This window comes from Sphingobacterium chungjuense, from assembly GCF_011316935.1.
Lineage (GTDB): Bacteria > Bacteroidota > Bacteroidia > Sphingobacteriales > Sphingobacteriaceae > Sphingobacterium > Sphingobacterium chungjuense.
The window spans coordinates 188366-206240 of the sequence record NZ_WLYS01000004.1 but is presented as its reverse complement, the minus strand read 5'-3'; the positions used below and the strand labels follow the sequence as shown (position 1 = coordinate 206240).

Genomic DNA, 17875 nt, shown 5'->3' with positions numbered 1-17875 from the left:
TCATGATAGATCAGCGAATAAATATGGAAAATATCCGAGAGCAGGTACGCGTGTTCGCGCCAGCGACCGTAGCCAATATGATCTGTGGATTTGATATTCTGGGATTTGCGGTGGATGCACCAGGCGACGAGGTAACGATGACCAAAGTGGAACAGCTAGGCGTACGCATTACGTCGATCAAAGGCGACGATGGTCGGCTTCCGTCAGATCCAGATCAAAATACAGTAAGCGCTTGCGCAATGAAAGTTTTGGAAGACCTAGGGCTTGCTGATGAATTCGGAATTGAGATCGAATTGGTGAAGCACATGCCGATCGGAAGTGGCTTAGGTTCTAGTTCGGCGAGCACCGTGGCTGGCGTTTTTGCGATCAATGCCTTATTGGGAAATCCATTAACAAAAGAAGAATTATTGCCTTATTGTATCGAGGGTGAAAGACTAGCCTGCGGACATGGACATGCCGATAACGTAGCGCCCGCTTTGATGGGCGGGATAACATTAGTACGCTCCTATGAGCCATTAGATATTGTGGCGCTGCCTGTGCCAGACGGCATGTATGCCGGAATCGTATTTCCACATGTGGATGTACCGACTAGAGATGCGCGCCAATTAATCAAAGACCGCGTTGCGCTTAAAGATGCCGTGGTGCAATGGGGAAATGTGGCCGGTTTAATCGCCGGTTTGTATCGCAATGACTTCGCATTGATCGGTCGTAGTATGCAAGATGTGATCATCGAGCCGGTGCGCGCGATCTTGATTCCACAATTTGCCGAGATGAAAGAAATTGCTTTGTCGCATGGCGCATTGAGCTTTGGTATTTCGGGATCCGGTCCTTCCGTGGTAGCTATTACGCAAAGCGAAGAAGTGGCTCAAACTATTACCCAAGAAATTAAAAAACACCTTGATCAGCAGGAAATAGATAGCAATACCTATGTTTCTGCCGTTAATACACAAGGTCCAAGATTGTTAGATTAAACACGCCACGCAAGATGAAATTTTACAGTACCAATAATAAAGCATTACGCACTGATTTTAAAAATGCAGTTTTCCATTCGTTACCAGCGGATAAGGGATTGTATATGCCCGAAGAGATTCCGAAGTTGGATCCACTTTTTATCAAAAACATCACGCAATATTCCCTGCAGGAAATTGCGCTAGAAATTGCCAAACTCTATGTAGGCGATGATATTCCGGCAGCGGCATTAAAAGATATCGTAGCAGATGCCATCAACTTTGATGCACCTATTCATTTTTTGGATAGCGAAATGGGCGTACTCGAACTTTTTCATGGACCATCTTATGCATTCAAAGATTTTGGCGCACGGTTTATGAGTCGTATCATGGGATATTTCTCCCAAGAAGATGATCAGCTGTTGGATGTATTGGTGGCGACTTCGGGCGATACCGGTGGTGCCGTGGCATTAGGTTTTCTCGGTGTGCCGGGCACGCGCGTTACGATTCTATATCCAAAAGGTAAAGTTTCTAAAGTGCAGGAACAGCAACTGACTACCAACGGACAGAACATTCGCGCCATTGAAGTGGATGGCACATTCGACGATTGCCAAGCATTAGTAAAGCAAGCATTCAATGATCCAGAAGTCAATCAACAATTGCGACTTACCTCCGCCAATTCTATCAATATTTCTCGTTTGATTCCACAAACTTTTTATTATTTCTGGGCCTACGCGCAACTGCGTATACAAGGTATATCGGAAGTCGTTTTTACGGTGCCAAGTGGTAATTACGGCAATATCGGCGCTGGATTGCTCGCTTATAAAATGGGTTTACCAGTGAAGAATTTCGTGGCGGCGACCAATGCAAATGATACCGTGCCGCGCTTCTTGACGTCTGGCAAGTACGAACCAAAACCATCGGTACAAACGTTGGCGAATGCCATGGATGTTGGCGATCCAAGTAATTGGGTTCGGATTCAAGATTTGTTTGATCACGATTTGCCGACTTTGCAAAACTTAATTCATACCTATACCTACAACGACGAAGAAACTTTAGCAGGTGTGCAGGAAATGTATGATCAATACGCATATGTGGCTTGTCCGCATACGGCTATCGCGTATTTGGCCGCAAAAGCGCACCGCGCTGAACACCCGGGAACATATGCGTCTGTGCTGCTTTCTACCGCCCATCCGTGTAAATTTCCAGATGCGATTCCAGCATCGCTTTTTAAGGAAGTTAGGTTGCCAGCAGGAGCAGATCATTTAGAACATGGTGAAAAACAGGCTGTGCCTATGTCAGCCAGTTATGATGCTTTTAAAAATTACTTGATTACGAATAAATAAAGTACGAGATAAAATTAAGGAGATACCAGCTGCATCAATAAGGCCGTAAGCCACCCGGCATACGTGCCTATGGCATAGCTGAACACACATAGTAAAACAGCCGCAGAGATCAACGAAGGATGGAAAGCCGAAGCAGTGACAGAAGCTGAAGCTACACCTCCTACGTTGGCCATGCTGCCCAACGCAAAGTAGAAGAACGGTATTTTAAATAGTCGGCCTACCAAGAATAACAATAGTGCATGAAAAAATAACCACAGAAAACCGACTAAAAATAAGCCTGGATTGTCACTAATGGCCAAAATATCCATTTGCATACCAATCGTGACGATCAGCATATAAAGTAATACAGTCGCTAGCTTTGAAGCTCCCGCAAATTCTAGCCGTCGTGCAGGCGTAAAGGAAAGTCCGATTCCGATGAGCGTAGCAAACAGTATAATCCAGAAGAAGGTATTGGTCAAAGAGAAATTGGCCAGTGCAGGATGATAAGTTTGGATGTACTCGGCTATTGGCTCCGCCAAAAAAGTGGCCAAACCGGTACCACCCAGAGCAAAGCTTAGCATGAGAATCAAATCTTTTACTTCTGGACTGCGTTTGTTTTGCAGTTCGCGCTGTTGCATTTTTTTAGTTAACAAAGCCACATCATGGCTGTCCGCTCGAAACCAGCGATCGACCTTTTCGAAGCGCGAAGCGCCGTACAGGAGCAAAGCCATCCAAGAATACGCCACAAATACATCGACCGCAATGATGGCAGAGAAAAGTTTGGGTGATGGCTGTACGATTTCCCGCACGGCTAACTGATTGGCGCTGCCACCAATCCACGAACCGGCCAACGTGCCCAATCCACGCCAAACGGCATCGGTGCCTACACCACCAACCGTTTCTGGAGAAATAAATGCCGTAATCCACACGGCGAGCGGACCGCCCAATACAATGCCGATCGTTCCCGTGATAAACATGATGCCTGCTCTTTTTCGTAATGACCACAATTCTTTGAGGTCGAGATTCAGCAAAAAGAGAATAAGGCAAGATGGCAATAGGTACCGACTGCCAATCTGGGGTAAAGGTGAATTCGCACCATCAAACACATTAGCAGAATTCAAGATACCGGGTAAAAAGTAGCAGAGCAGTAGTGGCGGTATAATCCGGTAAAATCCTACGATGTATTTATTTTGTAGCGACGAGCTATAAAATACAAATCCCAAAATCAGCATTAATATTCCTAGAATGACCGCTTGATCAGTAATCAGAGGTGCTGCGTATAGAATCGGGTATTGCATGGGGAACATAATTTAGCTAAATTGTTCTGAAAGTAAGCATTTCTATTCATTTCGACTGCTACCTAGTCACGATGTGGGTAAATAAGATTTAAAAAAAGCTATGACGACAAAAAAAGTATTTATTACCAAAGATATTCCCACAAAAGGAATCCAATTATTAGAAGAAGCTGGTTTAGAAGTTGTAGTGCATCAGGGAAACAGTACTTTAACGGAAGCAGAATTAATAGAAGCCTGTCAAGAGGCAGATCTACTTCTCAACGTAGGACAATTACCCATTACAAAGTCTTTTTTGGAAGTCAGTTCGCATTTGAAAGGTATTGCATTAGCCAGCGTTGGTTATGATCACGTCGATTTAGAAACTGCAACGTCGTTGGGCATTCCAGTTTCGAATACGCCTGATGTGCTTAGTGGCGCTACGGCCGATGTGGCTTTTCTTTTGATGCTCGCTGTATCTCGCAAAGCATTTTTCAGATCCAAGGAGGTCATGGATGGAAAATGGAAAGGATTCGGATTCACCGAAGAGTTGGGTATTGAATTAAACGGTAAGACTTTGGGCATCTTGGGGCTTGGACGTATTGGTGCAGAAATGGCTAAAAAAGCCAAGGGTGCTTATAGTATGAACATCATCTACCACAATAGAAATCGGAATCCAGAAGCAGAAGAGGCTCTCGATGCCAAATATGTGAGTTTTGAAGAATTGCTTGCTCAAAGTGATGTGCTATCGGTACACACCAATCTATCGGAGGAGACCAAGCACAAATTTAATAAAGAAGCGTTTGCCAAGATGAAATCATCTGCCATATTCGTCAATACGGCTCGTGGTGCGATTCATCATGAAGCAGATCTGGCAGATGCCTTGCGTGATGGACAGATTTGGGGTGCAGGATTGGACGTGACTGATCCAGAACCGATGACCGCAGATAGCCCCTTGTTACAAATGTCGAATGTATGCGTATTACCACACATCGGATCTGCAACGATCGAGACACGTACAGCTATGGCCGAAATGGCAGCAAAAAATCTGTTGGCTGCAATAGACGATCAACAAATGCCGCAGATAGTTAATGCAGATATTTACAAATAAAAGTGTTTAATAATTTTTAAAGAAATATATTTACCTAATTATTAATTTGGTGAATGTGTTTCGGTTGCTCTTCTTATTATTAACGGTTACACGCCTTTCGGCGCAGCCCTTTCAAGCGCCTGCGCTGTTGGGTATGGGCAATACTGCTGCCGCATACCAAGGCATACATAGTCCGGTGGCCAATCCTGCCGGAATGGCTCGCCTGCAAAGTTATTCGATTAGCGCCGCTTACCAAAGGCATTACGCTCTGTCAGATTTATACAGCTATGGTGCATACGGCGTATTGCCCATCTTCAAAACTGGCGCAGTAGGTGTGCAAATCTATCAATACAATAGCTCTGATGTATTGCAGCAAACGACTTGGGACGTGAGCTATGCCTACCCTTTCGCCAATAATTGGAGCGCGGCGTTCGGATTCCAACAACGTCGCGTGGCTTGGGAAGACATTTCATCAATGGCTACGAATAGTGTAAGCGCAGGAATTCAATATCATCGCAACAACTTAGTGATCGGCGGGTATTTTCACGAGCTTAATCTATCGAATTCCGACCATGCCCTCTTACCGCGACAGGCACCGGAAGTGGTATTGGGAATGAGCTATTTGTTTTCGGAACAGCTTTGCTTTACGACAGATATTTTTTGGGAGCGCGATCAAAATCCTCAGCTCCGAACAGGTTTATCGTATCAATTGCATCGATATTTTCGTTTTCGAGGAGGGATTTCGTCACAACCGGTGCAGTATTATTTGGGCGTGGGATTAACAGATCGTCAGATTCAACTGGATATCGCCGCCTCCATACATCGCGAATTGGGCGCTTCGCCGCAATTAGGTTTGTCCTATGTTTTCTAAGCGACATACACTTTGGGCTTGTTTGCTATCACTGGTCTTTTTTAAAGCGCAAGCGCAACGATTAGAAGATGCTTTTATGGAAGAACAACTGCTGGAGCAGCTGGTGGAAGATTTAGCACCCGATATGGATGTGAGCGAAATCTTGGAACGACTTCGGCAGTATCTGATCCGCCCTATTGATCTTAATAAAGCTACCGAGCAAGACTTTGCCGCTTTGGTATTCTTGACTCCATTACAAATTAATAATCTACTTCTGCATCGCCAGCAAAGTGGTCAATATCTCTCCACGCTGGAACTGCAAGCCGTAGATGGCTTTGATCTGCAAACGGTGCGTTTGCTGCAGCGATTTGTACGCTTAAATACGCCAAGCGAGTGGCAACGTCAGTCTTTGCGCAACACGATGCAAAAGAGCCATTACGAAATCATGGTGCGGTATGGTCGTGTTTTGGAGGCACAGCAAGGTTATCAGATCACGGATGAAAATCGTTCGCGTTATTTGGGTTCTCCAGATCGCGTAGCAGTGCGATTACGCATGAACTATGAGAATCGCCTGGAGGTGGCGGTGAATATGAATAAACATGCTGGCGAACCTTTCTTCCGGTACGAACAGCGCTACGGCTTTGATTTCTATTCGGCGAGCGTACTGATTAAAGATGTCGGTATTTTTAAACGAATCGTGGTTGGTGATTATGCCTTGCAACTGGGGCAAGGATTGATTTTGTGGAACGGATTGCATTTTGGCAAAGGCGCATGGATGGCGAGCGTCGCTCGGCAAGGTGTGGGATTATTACCTTACAAATCTCTCAATCAAAGTAATTTTATGCGTGGTGCATCGGCTGTCATTGCCCAGCATAATTGGTCATTCACCCCTTTTATCGCTTGGAATAAGTTAAATGGAAATGTAATAGAACTGGATGGCCAACGGGAGATTCGTACCATCAATTACTCGGGATACAGCCGTACACCGACTGAGCAAGACTATCGACGAGCGATCAATCAATATGTTTACGGAACGAACATCGCTTATCAGCGAAATCGCGTCAAATTTGGCGCAACCTGGTTATCGACTACATTCGACGGATACATACAACCCAATGATGAATTGCGCAATCGTTTTGCTTTTGAGGGTAATCAACTCACCAATGTAGGCGTTTACTATAACTACACTTTTGGGAATACCTACCTGTATGGAGAAGCGGCACACAGCTTGGGTAGTGGCTACGCCACGAATAATGGGTTCATGGCTAGTCTGCATCCGAAGCTGACTGTGGTGGTAAATCATCGATATTATGAAGCGAACTATCATCAGTTCTTCGCACAATCGATTAGCGAGTTGTCGACTTTGGGGAATGAGCGCGGTCTCTACACGGGATTGATGTATCATCCATCTCGCAAAATTGAATGGGTAAATTATCTGGATGCGTTTAGCTTTCCTTGGTTGCGCTTTCGGGCAGATGCGCCATCATCAGGCGTCGATTTTCTATCTCAACTTTCGTACATCTGGTACAAGCAGGGGCGATTAATCTTTCGATTCCGGCATCGCCTGCGGCAAGAAAATGTCACGGATCCTACCCGACCCGAAAGTTTGCAGGCTGACATGATTCGGAATCAAGGGCGGATAGATTTTCAATATAAATTGAATGAAATCTGGGCGATAAGATCCAGAGCAGAGGTGTCTTACTATTTTAAAGAACTCACTTCCCGTGAATTTGGCGTGTTGTTTTTCCAAGATCTTTTGTGGAGCAGTCGCAACAATAAAGTATCAGGAAATGTGCGCTTAGCGTATTTTAATACGGAATCTTTTGACTCTCGTATTTATGCCTACGAGCAAGATGTACTGTATGCCGCTTCGTTTCCTGTGTATTCGGGTACAGGTTGGCGTTCGTATGCTAATGTCCGTTGGCGTGTTTCGAGGCGAACAGATCTTTGGGCACGCTACGCCATCACTAAATTGCCAGGTGTAGAAAGTATCGGCTCGCAACTGGATCGAATTGAGGGTGATCAACGTAGCGAAGTGAAATTGCAACTTAGATATAGATGGTAACGCGACCGATTATATCACTAGAATCCGGCTCTCTGCCATTTCTGAAGCTTTTGATCAGCTATCTACTAGGAATCATTGTGGCGCAATATCTTTCGTGGAGCTCTGCCTTAGTACTATTTTCGACTGGCGTGTTACTGAGCTTGCTATTGTTGTTGCTGGTTTCCCCAACACTAAACTTTCCTGCTAAGAAGATGACCTTCATTCTATATGTGAGTTGGATCGCATTAGGATTGATGCTCTATGGTCGTTCTTTGCCTGAAACCAAAGCAGACTATGTGGCTGATCAAAATTTTAGTCAATTGATTGGAGAAGTGGCAGAAGAGCCATTAGTAAAGAAAGGCTCGATTCGACTTCGAGTGGATTTGCAAGCGGGGATTGATTCTTTGGGCAAATCACACCGAGTTTCTGGGCGTGTACTACTTACTCTGTACCAAGATAGTGCTACCACGCTATTGCCAAGATATGGCGATGAAGTGCAATTCCCCGCGAATTTACGGCGCGTAGCGCCGCCATACAATCCCAACGAATTTGATTACAGAAACTACTTGGCCAATCGTGGGATTTATCATCAGCGACGCTTATCCGCCGACCAACTTTTTATCCTACAATCGCAAACAAATTGGTACACCTATGTGCTATCTTTAAAAGAGCGGGTTGTTGCACAATTTCGATCCAACATTACCGATCAAACTGCGTTTTCTGTCGCAGCAGCTCTGGTGTTTGGTTACCGTGCCGAGATGGATCCTGAAATTTATACCGCGTTTACCGATACAGGGACGATTCATATTCTCAGCGTTTCGGGCTTGCATGTGAGTATGGTCTTTATCTTGTTGAGTTTTGTTTTGCGACCGTTGGATAGATGGACGTATGGCAAATCGCTCCGCTTTACTTTGGTATTGTCTTTTATCTGGTTGTACGTGGTGCTTACGGGTATGGCGCCACCCATATTGCGAGCCGGCATCATGATTAGTTTCTTGGTCTTGAGTCAATGGATTGGCCGTCGGCAACATAGTTTGAATGCGCTGTTTGCTTCTGGCTTTTGCCTCTTATGGTACGATCCGAAGATGCTCTTTGATGTAGGCTTTCAGTTGTCTTACCTTGCGATGTTGGGTATATTTCTGATCTTTCCATTGTTGCGGTCGCTATATCTTCCGCACAATCGCTGGTTGCGAATTTTAGTAGAATATAGTTATATCTCGATAGCTGCTCAACTCGTAACGACACCGTTAACATTGTATTACTTTGGACAATTCCCCAATTATTTTCTGCTGGCAAATTTGTTGATCACAATACCAGCTACAGTGATCATGTATCTTGGCGTTGGGCTGATGTTGTTGCCCATTCCAATGGTCGCGCAGTTACTCGGTATGCTAGAAAATTTGGCAATCCATGTGATGATTTCCACTTTAAAATGGATTGGCAATTTACCTGGAGCGACTTGGCAAGGAATTTCTTTTATCATGTCACAAGTGGTTTTGCTGTTTGGAGTAGTTTCATCCATTTTTGTGGCGGTGAATTACCGCTCAAAGCGAGCCTTGGGTACACTATGCACTGCTATGTTTTTTTTGGCGAGTATATCTTTCTGGCAATGGTACCAAAAGATAAATTACAGCAATTTACATGTTTATCAGCTGCGTCAACATGTGGCAGTCGCTTGGTATCAACCCGAGCGAGTGGTACTCTTTAGCACCTTGGATTCCTTGGAATATGCCAGTATTCAGTACGCGGTGATGCCGGATCTAACATCTTATCGAACCAAAGATCAGATAGAATTCGTGCGTATTTCGGCGCAGCAAAATGTTTTATTAGCAGTAGATGACAAGAAATTGTATGTGTGGAATGAAGGGAATTACGATCCGCCAGCAGATGCCGGATTGATCTTAATTCGAAACAATCGGACATTGACATCGGAAAATAGCTGTCAGTCCACATTGCATGTGTTAGATGGTAGCAACAGTAATTATGCTGTCGCAAAAAATGCCACCATGCTGCAAGACGAAAACGTCGATTACTATACCTTAAAGGATAATTTTGCTTATGTTTGGAAGACAGAATAGATGAATCCGACCAGCCTTTCTATATTAAAACAGTATTGGGGATACGACCAATTCAGACCACTTCAAGAGGAGATTATCCACGAAGTGCTGATGGGGCAAGATACACTCGCGCTGATGCCAACCGGCGGTGGCAAATCCATTTGTTTTCAAGTGCCTGCTATGCTGCAAGAAGGAATTTGCATCGTGATTTCTCCATTGATTGCGTTGATGAAGGATCAAGTAGAACGATTGCGTAAGCAAGATATTCAAGCGGTAGCGATCTATTCGGGCATGACGAAGCGCGAGGTGGACATCACACTTGATAACTGCATCTTTGGCAATATCAAATTCTTGTATTTATCGCCCGAACGTTTGTATTCGGATATCGTTTGGGAACGGTTGCGGCACATGAAAGTCAATCTTTTTGCGATTGATGAAGCGCATTGTATCTCAGAATGGGGCTATGACTTCCGGCCACCATATCTGCAACTACATAGATTGCGAGAACTGCATCCCAAGATTCCATTTTTAGCGCTCACAGCGACAGCCACCAAACGGGTGATTGTCGATATTCAGGAGAAGCTATTATTTCCGAAGCCGAATGTATTGACCAAGAGTTTTCAGCGTGAAAATCTGGGTTACATGGTGCTGCCAGAAGAAGACAAGATGGGTAGGATGTTGCGCGTGATCCAAAAAATCGGCGGCAGCGGAATCGTGTATGTACGCAATCGGCGCGAAACGCAAGAAGTTTCCCGTTACCTGATGAATCAAGGAATCTCGGCCGATTTTTATCACGCAGGATTGGATATGCCAACCCGTAGCGAAAAGCAGCAGCGCTGGGCGAGTAATGCGACGCGCGTGATTGTGGCTACGAATGCCTTCGGAATGGGGATCGACAAAGCCGATGTGCGCTTTGTCATTCATCTGGATATTCCTGATTCGCTCGAAGCGTATTATCAAGAAGCCGGTAGGGCAGGGCGTGATGGCAAGAAAGCATTCCCCGTGCTTTTATACAATCAAGAAGACCGCGATCGGCTTTGGACAAACCTGGAATCATCCTTTCCTACTGTCGATTTCATTCAGCAAGTCTATCATCAGCTCGCCAACTATTTTCAGATTGCTTATGGCGCTGGAGTGGGAACGGTGTTGTCTTTTGACGTAGTCGATTTTGCTAAAAAATATAATCTAGGTGTGCTGCCGACTCTAAGCGCATTGAAATTTCTGGAGCGCGATGGATGGCTGAGTCTTTCCGAGGCAGTATTTATTCCTTCGCGATTGAAATTCGAAGTAGACTATCAAGAATTATACAAATTTCAAGTTCAATCTGCGAAGTTCGATCCGCTGATCAAACGGATTTTGAGAAGCTACGGTGGCGCTTTTGATCTTTTCGTGCCCATCAACGAATATGAGTTTGCCAAGGCGCTACTGGTACCATATCAAGAAGTTGTGCATATGCTGCAAACCATGCAACAGATGGAATTGATCACTTACATGCCCAAAACGGATACGCCGCAACTACAGTTTTTGCGCCCTCGGATCGATCGCAAAAATCTGCATGTTGATACTGCATTTATTCGAGAACGTCGTCGGATCAAAGAGGAGCAAACCAAGGCAATTTATCATTATCTCGATACGGAAAATTGTCGCAGTATCGCATTATTGACTTATTTTGGTGAACACACCGCAATGCCATGCGGCGTGTGCGATCTGTGTTTGGTGCGTGCGCATAAAGGAAAGATTTCTTCCCAGATTAAGGAGCAAATGAAGAACGTACTGCTAGAAAAACCTTTGCCGCTGAAAGAACTCATTGATCAAATCAACATTGGCTCCGAGAAAGCGAAACTGGAGGTGTTCAGAAAATTGCTGGATGAAGAACAAATCATGCTCAAAGAAGATGTATATTATTGGAGTGTGGGGTTTTAATAACCCCACCTTTTTTAAATACCGATTACTTGTTTCAATCGTGCGTAACCCGATTTGCTGATATTCACCTTATCCCCGGAATGTAGAATCGCAATGTAACTGTCTTTTTCCATTGGTTCAATCTTAGCGAGTTGATCTACTTTGATCATAAATGATCGGTGTATCCTAACAAATTGTTTTGCATCTAATTGTTTCTCAAACGAACTCATCGTTTTATTCTTTAAAAACATACCATCGGTGGTGTGGATCTTGACATAATCGTCGTAAGCTTCCAAGAAATTGATTTGCTGTACGGGTATGATTTTGATCTGAGAACCGTTTTTCACCACGATGCGCTCCAAACCTTGTTCTTCCATAGATTCTTGTAGCTGTTCGCTAGTTTTCTTGGCTTTTGTTTCGGTCGAAGTCGTAAAATTACTTCTGAATTTATCTAAGCTTTTCTCAAAACGATCTGGACTGATGGGTTTTAAAAGATAATCAATAGCATTTTTCTCAAACGCTTTGATTGCAAACTCATCAAACGCTGTCGTAAAGATGATATGCGGTTGATCGTCTAATAACTCCAACATTTCGAAACCAGTCAATTTAGGCATTTGAATATCTAAAAATACTAAGTCCGGTTTGTGCTGTTGTATGGCTTTTACGCCTTCGAAGCCATCGTTGCACTCGGCTACCACCTCAAAATCGGGATGCGATTGCAAGTATTCTAACAAAATGCTTCGTGCTAAGGGTTCGTCGTCAATCAGAATGGTCTTAATCATATTGAGGTATTCTTAAAGTGGATATAAAGGTACTGTTATCGGTACTGGTAGTTAGTAAATCGGTACGGCCAAATAATAGGTATAGGCGTCGTTGTATACTGGAAAGGCCAAATCCCGTGCCGCGCTTGTTTTCAAACTGGTCTACATCAAAAGGATTTGTGATCACAATGAATAGCATGTTTTCTTCTTTATAAGCATCAATGGTAATCAACACATCGCCCGTGACATTATATAATCCAAATTTAATGGCATTCTCCAATATCGGTTGAATAATCATGACGGGCACTTTCGACTCTAAAATGGACTCATCATAATCAAAAATCGTTTTTAGCCGATGTCCAAAACGTACTTTTTCAATGTCTAAGTATAATCGCAAGTGTTTCAATTCATCTTCTAAAAGGATAAATTGCTTTTCATCTTTTCGCAATGTACCGCGTAGAAAATCAGATAATTGAAAGGTCATGCTTCTGGCTTCCTGTGGCTTGCTGCCGATCAGCGCGATGATCGAGTTGAGGCTGTTAAACAGGAAATGCGGTTGCAATTGCTGGCGGAGGTTATACAATTCCGCATCGCGCACCATACGCTCCGATTGCGCTTTGCGTTCTTTGTTTTCTTCATATTCTTCCTGAATGTTCCAGAAAATATTGATGATCATGATACAGGTGATCACCAAAAAATTGATAACAAAACGAAAAGGCATGCTAAACGTCAGGTAAATCACCTGTTCTGGCGAGAAAACCTGCAAAAGACAAAAACGCGTGCAGAAAACACTGATGGCACTAAAGATGATGGCAAAACTAAAGAGCTTCCAAAACTGCTTATTCTTCGGAAGATAGAATTGTAACGACGTGTAAATTAGGTACGATGTGCCCGTAATCACTAAAGCACTGATAGCACCATCATATAGGATCGTTTCATAAGGAACTTTGACCCACCACAATAGTCCATAAACGACCAAAAAGTACAAAACACAAATAATCCACGATGAAGTGTGGATCAGCCATTTTTTCGATTTAGGATACTGCGTTTGCGTCATAAAAAATACTTATCAGTTGTTTTTAATCGTCAATCCGCCAAAAATGGATGTTCCAGTGATGTAAATCTTTTTGTTCTTATCGGTCGTGATATCCAACATAGGTCGTCTGTCGTCCAGTTCCCCAAATATGGACGCTACATTGCTGGATACCTGCCAATGTGGGGGAATAATGATTTTCGTACTGCCGAAAAGTTGAAATGTATCCAGCACCACAGCTTGCTTAATATCAGCCTGCAAAAAATTGATTTTAGTGCTGCCAAATACGCTGGTAATCGTGCCGCCAAGGAAGTTCGTAGTTAGTAGGGATTTCTTCGTGTCGCTAAAGAATGTGTCCACTTTTAAATAACTATCATGCTGCGCACTATAATTCGCATAAGAGGCAGAGCCTGTAGACAAATAAGGGTCTACAGGCTGTTCTGCTGTTTTGTATTGGCCTGTTGGCGGATAAATCTCACCGCTGGCATAATCTGGATCTACGCGTTTGTCCCAGTCGTACTCATCATCCGGACGCGGACGTATTGGATCTTCTGGTGGTACAGATGGTAGCACGCGATTACGCTTGATCAGATAGATACCGATTGCGATTACCATAGCCGGGATAAAAAACTTTCCGAAAGACATGCCGATTAAATCTTTTAGCAAAAAGATCGAACCAATCGCGATCAATATAACAGACGATTTCTTTTGAAACTTAGAATTTACACCAATCACCAAACCAATGACTATCAGGATCATTTCCCATCCGAAAATCCAACGTGGGAAGATGTCCAATCGCATATTCTTCAATAGCAATGCGAGGCCAAACAGAATGATGAACGCACCTGCGAAATTTGTCGTGTTGTTCGACTTTGGTGGGCGGCTATCGTTATTTTTGTTTTGTGTACTCATGACGTTGTGTTTTTGTTCCTTTGATGATTCGAAAGTAGATCGAAAAATTCAGCTTAGCGAGCTGAAATAGGCATCTTAAGGTTTTTTTTCGGTGAACGAGCGCTATCAATCGGTGAAAAAATTTAAGCCCATCGCACACCAAAGTCATTTCAATTACGCGAATATGTAAAAATTAATTTACTTTTTTTCGGACGAAATTTGGCCTGATGATTTTATTTATTATATATTTATAGAAGAAATTAAAGCATAAACTTAATTTATCTGACTAATCTAATGGGAGATTTTGAAAACAAAGAACGCGAAGAGGTATTTTCAAAAAAGGTGAGAGCGGGGAAACGTACTTATTTTTTTGATGTCAAAGCAACTCGGTCAAACGATTACTATGTAACCATCACAGAAAGCAAAAAACGTTTCGAAGACGGGCAATTTATCAAACACAAGATCTTTCTTTACAAAGAGGATTTTGAGAAATTCGCAGAAGGTTTACAAGATGTCGTTAGTTATATCAAAAACAACCAAGATGTAGTTGAGAAAAGATATGAGGGTGGCCAAGAAGAGGTGTCGTACGAAAGAACGGGGACCTATGGTGACGCCAAAGAAAACTTTTCCTTTTAAAATATGATTATCAAAGATAGATAAGCCACACCATTTGCGTGTGGCTTTTTTTATGTACTATCTTTCGGCAATGCCTGTTGCAGTGCCATATTTTTTCTATTTTCGTAGCAAAACATTAATCTTACTATGTATAAGTTGTCTATAGCAGCGATGATGCTGTGTTTTCTTGCCGTTGGTAAATCAGAAGCGCAAACCAAAAGATTGAATTTTGCACAATCTTGGGGTCAGGAAGCTTCTCTCACCAAACCGATGAAGCAATACAGAGGTTGGGCAGATGACAATCATTACCTAGTAGGTGAACATAATGCATTGCACAAGGTGCACGTAAAGACAGGCACAGCGACACCGTATAGCTACCCCGCAGATGAATCTACCAAGGTTTCTGTAGAGAACAAAGATGTCGTCATTACACTTGCCGACGGACAGTCGCGTCAACTGACGCAATCCCCTGAGATAGAAGAAAAGAATCCGACCTTATCGCCAGACGGGAAATATGTCGCATACACCAGAGAGAATGATTTGTATGCTGTCGAAGTGGCCTCGGGCAAAGAGATACGTTACACCACCGATGGTTCGGATGTGGTGTACAATGGTTGGTCATCGTGGGTGTATTACGAAGAGATCTTAGGCCGATCTACCAATTACAAAGCGTTCTGGTGGTCGCCCGATAGCAAACGTTTGGCATTTATGCGATTCGATGATTCAGAAGTGCCGATGTTCCCCATTTATGCTTCGCCGGGTCAGCATGGTTATGTAGAGAAAACACGTTATCCGAAAGCAGGTGACAAAAATCCTGGCGTTCGTGTTGGATTTGTCCAAGTAGCAGGATCACCGGTGGTGTGGGCAGATTTTAATGAAGAAGAAGATCAATATTTTGGTCAACCTTACTGGAGCTTCAATAGCGAATCGATCATGGTGCAGTGGATGAATCGCGATCAGACCAATCTAAAATTCTACCAAGTAAATCCTGTCGATGGCACCAAAGTCGCAACATACGACGAGACGCAGCCGACTTGGATCAACTTGGATCACGATGAGCGCATTACGTATCTGGCCGATAACAAACATTATATCTTAAAATCAGATAAAACCGGTTGGGCACATTATTACCTCTACAATCTGGACGGTACATTGGTGAACGCACTTACGGCTGGCGACTGGCAGGTGAGTAGCATCGCACACATAGACGAGAAGAATAAAGTTTTCTACTTCACCGCTCGAAAAGAAAATTCGGCGACATCGGATCTATACCGCGTCGATTTTAATGGTAAGAATTTTAAACGCTTGACTTTCGGCGATTATACGCATAAAGTAAAGGTGTCACCCAATGGCAAATATTTTATCACAGAATACTCTAATGTAGAGACACCTACTAAAGTAGCTTTGGTTGATCTAAACGGTAAAATAGTGCGCGAGCTGGAAGACAGTAAATCGGCTGATTTTGACCAATACAATGTCGGGAAAACGGCTTATTTCACCATCCCATCTGCCGATGGACAGTATGGTTTGCCGGTTATCGTGACTTATCCAACAGATTTTGACGAAACGAAGGAATATCCGGTTATCATGAGCATTTATGGTGGGCCAGATGCCGGTAGCGTGCGTAATACTTGGAAAGGCACCGCGAAGCAATATTGGGCAAATGAAGGAATTATTCAAATCGAATGTGATCATCGCGCCTCTGGTCATTTTGGAAAGCAAGGCGTAGCTTTGATGCATCGCAAGTTAGGACATTGGGAACTGATCGATTATGGTACAGTGGCGCAATGGTTGAAAGCAAAACCTTGGGTAGCTAAAAATAAATTACTAATCACGGGCCATAGCTACGGTGGATATGTTGTGACGATGGCACTGACAAAAGGATCTGCCGATTTTGACTACGGTATCGCAGGCGCGCCTGTCACCAGCTGGGAATTGTATGATTCGCACTATACCGAGCGTTGGATGGATACACCACAAGATAATCCAGATGGTTATAAAGAAGGATCAGTCCTAACGTATGTAAATGGCTATAAAGGCGGCCTGCGTTTGATGCATGGTGATTTGGATGATAATGTACATCTGCAGAACTCGATCCAACTGGTAGATGCCTTGACCGATCGCGATGTGCCTTTTGAATTTATGATTTATCCGGGCAGCAGACATGGTTTTGAGCGTCGGAAATCAGCGTACGACTTCAAAGAACGCGTTCGCTTTTATTATGAATATTTGTTAGAAAAACCAGTTCCAAAAGAACTGAAATAGCACCTTATTATTAGACGCCTATTATGTCTATGTTACAATTTTTAAAGGAGAGCACATTCCGCGCAAATGACGTCATCACGCGCAGTATAAGTATATTGAGCCGGCATTATATCTCGATTGCCGGCTTGTGTTTACTCTTGTTTTTGGTTTCCAATCTGTCGACCCTGTTATCCATCTATTTCGACGGTTATGCGAATCTCGTGAAGGTGGGCATGTTACTGTTATTTGTATTCTTATACTTTAGTCTGCAACTCGTGCTGTTGAAGCGTGCTGTGCATTTGGTGAAAGAAGAGCCTTCGATCGGCATATGGAAATATTTGCCTTCATTTTGGCAGTTTTCACAATACATTGGCGGTCTGATTGTGTATTCTGTATTGGCAGGATTTGTCTATCTGCTCATGTATGTGTTATGTTTTCCATTGCTTTATTTAGGTGTCGAAATGGATACCGTACGGAATGAAATACATCCTTTCTTGACCGGTATCGTTATGTTGCTCGTAGTTTTGCGTACGATATTCTATCCGTTTTTTATCATTGAGCAGCAGGCTGGAACTTTTAAAGCCTATAAATTTAGTGTTGCACTGACTCGCGGTAATGTTTTTCGACTAGCTGTCATTGTATTAGCAGTAGCTTTTACACATTTACTGATGGTGAGTGCAGAGTATTTTGATTACTTTTTGGTGGCCAAAATCTTCAGTGTAATCAACTCTTTTGTCATGATTCCAATGGTGAGCATCGTCATGTCGGTCGTGTATGTAGATATGATGAAAAACTATGCAGGAAGTGACGATCCTTCGTTGATGGATAATTTAATATAGTGTTGA

The 17875-nt window shown here is 43.4% G+C and carries 14 protein-coding genes; 10 read left to right on the top strand and 4 right to left on the bottom strand.

The features are described 5' to 3' along the window. The first annotated feature begins 23 nt into the window (after positions 1–23). A complete protein-coding gene (locus GKO22_RS11530) occupies positions 24–971 on the top strand; it encodes a homoserine kinase (RefSeq protein WP_240920278.1) in 948 nt (315 codons plus the stop codon). A 14-nt stretch (positions 972–985) separates the two neighbouring features. Further along, complete coding sequence (gene thrC / locus GKO22_RS11525; protein ID WP_166335188.1) at positions 986–2293, top strand: threonine synthase; 1308 nt, start codon at positions 986–988, stop codon at positions 2291–2293. A 14-nt stretch (positions 2294–2307) separates the two neighbouring features. Here the strand turns inward: thrC and GKO22_RS11520 are convergent, their stop codons facing one another. Next, a complete protein-coding gene (locus GKO22_RS11520) occupies positions 2308–3570 on the bottom strand; it encodes a DUF819 family protein (RefSeq protein ID WP_166335186.1) in 1263 nt (420 codons plus the stop codon). Positions 3571–3670: 100 nt separating this feature from the next. Here GKO22_RS11520 and GKO22_RS11515 point away from each other — a divergent pair, with 100 nt between their 5' ends. From GKO22_RS11515 to GKO22_RS11495, 5 genes are read left to right on the top strand one after another with little or no spacing between them, the layout of a single operon-like run. Next, positions 3671–4654 (top strand): 2-hydroxyacid dehydrogenase, encoded by a 984-nt coding sequence (locus GKO22_RS11515; RefSeq protein ID WP_166335185.1) that lies wholly within the window; start codon positions 3671–3673, stop codon positions 4652–4654. A gap of 49 nt (positions 4655–4703) precedes the next feature. Next, positions 4704–5504, top strand: coding sequence for a PorV/PorQ family protein (locus tag GKO22_RS11510; protein WP_166335183.1), 801 nt, complete (start codon positions 4704–4706; stop codon positions 5502–5504). Further along, positions 5494–7548: a ComEA family DNA-binding protein gene (locus tag GKO22_RS11505; protein WP_166335181.1), complete on the top strand. Its 2055-nt coding sequence runs from the start codon at positions 5494–5496 to the stop codon at positions 7546–7548. The genes GKO22_RS11510 and GKO22_RS11505 overlap by 11 nt, the downstream gene beginning before the upstream one ends. Beyond that, a complete protein-coding gene (locus GKO22_RS11500) occupies positions 7542–9605 on the top strand; it encodes a ComEC/Rec2 family competence protein (RefSeq protein ID WP_166335180.1) in 2064 nt (687 codons plus the stop codon). The genes GKO22_RS11505 and GKO22_RS11500 overlap by 7 nt, the downstream gene beginning before the upstream one ends. Next, the gene (locus GKO22_RS11495; RefSeq protein ID WP_166335178.1) at positions 9606–11507 is read left to right on the top strand and encodes a RecQ family ATP-dependent DNA helicase; all 1902 of its coding nucleotides are present in this window, start codon (positions 9606–9608) and stop codon (positions 11505–11507) included. It abuts the gene before it with no gap. Between the two features lie 14 nt (positions 11508–11521). Here the strand turns inward: GKO22_RS11495 and GKO22_RS11490 are convergent, their stop codons facing one another. Genes GKO22_RS11490 through GKO22_RS11480 form a run of 3 tightly spaced genes read right to left on the bottom strand, consistent with a single transcriptional unit; the run spans position 11522 to position 14192 of the window. Beyond that, complete coding sequence (locus tag GKO22_RS11490) at positions 11522–12268, bottom strand: LytR/AlgR family response regulator transcription factor (RefSeq protein ID WP_166335176.1); 747 nt, start codon at positions 12266–12268, stop codon at positions 11522–11524. Continuing rightward, positions 12261–13304, bottom strand: a complete 1044-nt coding sequence (locus GKO22_RS11485) for a sensor histidine kinase (RefSeq protein ID WP_166335175.1) — start codon at positions 13302–13304, stop codon at positions 12261–12263. Before GKO22_RS11485 ends, GKO22_RS11490 begins: the two co-directional genes overlap by 8 nt. A gap of 12 nt (positions 13305–13316) precedes the next feature. Then, positions 13317–14192 (bottom strand): LiaF transmembrane domain-containing protein, encoded by an 876-nt coding sequence (locus GKO22_RS11480; RefSeq protein WP_166335173.1) that lies wholly within the window; start codon positions 14190–14192, stop codon positions 13317–13319. 273 nt (positions 14193–14465) lie between these two features. On the opposite strand from GKO22_RS11480, the gene GKO22_RS11475 reads away from it, so the two are divergent. From GKO22_RS11475 to GKO22_RS11465, 3 genes are all read left to right on the top strand, one after another. Further along, a complete protein-coding gene (locus GKO22_RS11475) occupies positions 14466–14807 on the top strand; it encodes a DUF3276 family protein (protein WP_166335171.1) in 342 nt (113 codons plus the stop codon). 126 nt (positions 14808–14933) lie between these two features. Continuing rightward, positions 14934–17051 carry a S9 family peptidase gene (locus tag GKO22_RS11470; RefSeq protein WP_166335169.1) on the top strand — a complete coding sequence of 706 codons (2118 nt, stop codon included), beginning with the start codon at positions 14934–14936 and terminating at the stop codon, positions 17049–17051. A gap of 23 nt (positions 17052–17074) precedes the next feature. Next, entirely contained in the window at positions 17075–17869 is a 795-nt protein-coding gene (locus GKO22_RS11465; protein ID WP_166335168.1) for a hypothetical protein, read from the top strand. Positions 17870–17875 lie beyond the last annotated feature (6 nt).

Coding starts and splice junctions, on each gene's coding strand:
- GKO22_RS11530 (WP_240920278.1), top strand. CDS start 24: ATGGAAAATATCCGAGAGCAGGTACGCGTGTTCGCGCCAGCGACCGTA.
- thrC (WP_166335188.1), top strand. CDS start 986: ATGAAATTTTACAGTACCAATAATAAAGCATTACGCACTGATTTTAAA.
- GKO22_RS11520 (WP_166335186.1), bottom strand. CDS start 3,570: ATGCAATACCCGATTCTATACGCAGCACCTCTGATTACTGATCAAGCG.
- GKO22_RS11515 (WP_166335185.1), top strand. CDS start 3,671: ATGACGACAAAAAAAGTATTTATTACCAAAGATATTCCCACAAAAGGA.
- GKO22_RS11505 (WP_166335181.1), top strand. CDS start 5,494: ATGTTTTCTAAGCGACATACACTTTGGGCTTGTTTGCTATCACTGGTC.
- GKO22_RS11500 (WP_166335180.1), top strand. CDS start 7,542: ATGGTAACGCGACCGATTATATCACTAGAATCCGGCTCTCTGCCATTT.
- GKO22_RS11495 (WP_166335178.1), top strand. CDS start 9,606: ATGAATCCGACCAGCCTTTCTATATTAAAACAGTATTGGGGATACGAC.
- GKO22_RS11490 (WP_166335176.1), bottom strand. CDS start 12,268: ATGATTAAGACCATTCTGATTGACGACGAACCCTTAGCACGAAGCATT.
- GKO22_RS11485 (WP_166335175.1), bottom strand. CDS start 13,304: ATGACGCAAACGCAGTATCCTAAATCGAAAAAATGGCTGATCCACACT.
- GKO22_RS11480 (WP_166335173.1), bottom strand. CDS start 14,192: ATGAGTACACAAAACAAAAATAACGATAGCCGCCCACCAAAGTCGAAC.
- GKO22_RS11475 (WP_166335171.1), top strand. CDS start 14,466: ATGGGAGATTTTGAAAACAAAGAACGCGAAGAGGTATTTTCAAAAAAG.
- GKO22_RS11470 (WP_166335169.1), top strand. CDS start 14,934: ATGTATAAGTTGTCTATAGCAGCGATGATGCTGTGTTTTCTTGCCGTT.
- GKO22_RS11465 (WP_166335168.1), top strand. CDS start 17,075: ATGTCTATGTTACAATTTTTAAAGGAGAGCACATTCCGCGCAAATGAC.